We start from the raw sequence: 685 nt of genomic DNA, 5'->3' as shown, positions 1-685 counted from the left end.
CCTGCGAGCCGATGCGGGTGAACTGGTGCACGGCCGATAGCCCGCCCATGAAAACGAAATCGCCGATCTCGCAATGGCCGCCAAGCGTCGCCGAGGTCGCGAAGATCACGTCATTGCCGACATGGCAGTCATGGCCGACATGGGCGCAGTTCATGAAGTAGCCGCGATCGCCCACCGACGTGATGCCGCCGCCAGCGACAGTACCGGCATTCATGGTCACGGACTCGCGGATGGTGCAGCCATTGCCGATAGTCAGTCTGGTCAGTTCGCCCTTGTAGCTGAGCGACTGCGGGGGCGTGCCTAATGACGCGAACGGATAGATCGTGCAGTTCTCGCCGATGGTCGTCTGCGCCGTCACGTTGACATGCGACAGCAGCTTCGTGCCTGCACCGATCGTGACATGCGGTCCGATGATGCAGAAGGGTCCGATTTCGGCGCCCTCGCCAATGACAGCACCGTCGGCGACGCGGGCGGTTGGATCGATCTTGCTCATCGAGAAGTCCAGTTCCTGCAAATTTCTAGGATTTTCCGCTGCGTAACCCGCGTCACGTGGACTGTCCAGTACCGCGCGGACAAGTGCCACTGGAACCTTGCTGAACTCCAAATGTTCATGGTACGTTCTTTTTATACCAGTACGGAATGACCTTTCATGGCGCGTCTGACCAATCGCGAGGAGGAAATATTG

Annotated in this window: 1 protein-coding gene; it reads right to left on the bottom strand. The window is 59.0% G+C overall.

What is annotated here, in order from left to right:
* The coding region (gene lpxA, locus AC1DU6_RS34115; protein ID WP_477862852.1) for an acyl-ACP--UDP-N-acetylglucosamine O-acyltransferase at positions 1-493 on the bottom strand (493 nt) is incomplete at its 3' end.
* Between the last annotated feature and the right edge of the window lie 192 nt (positions 494-685).

Source organism: Roseateles sp. P5_B10 (assembly GCF_056400485.1).
Note: the sequence above shows the minus strand (reverse complement) of the source record. Positions and strands in the feature narration are given on the sequence as shown.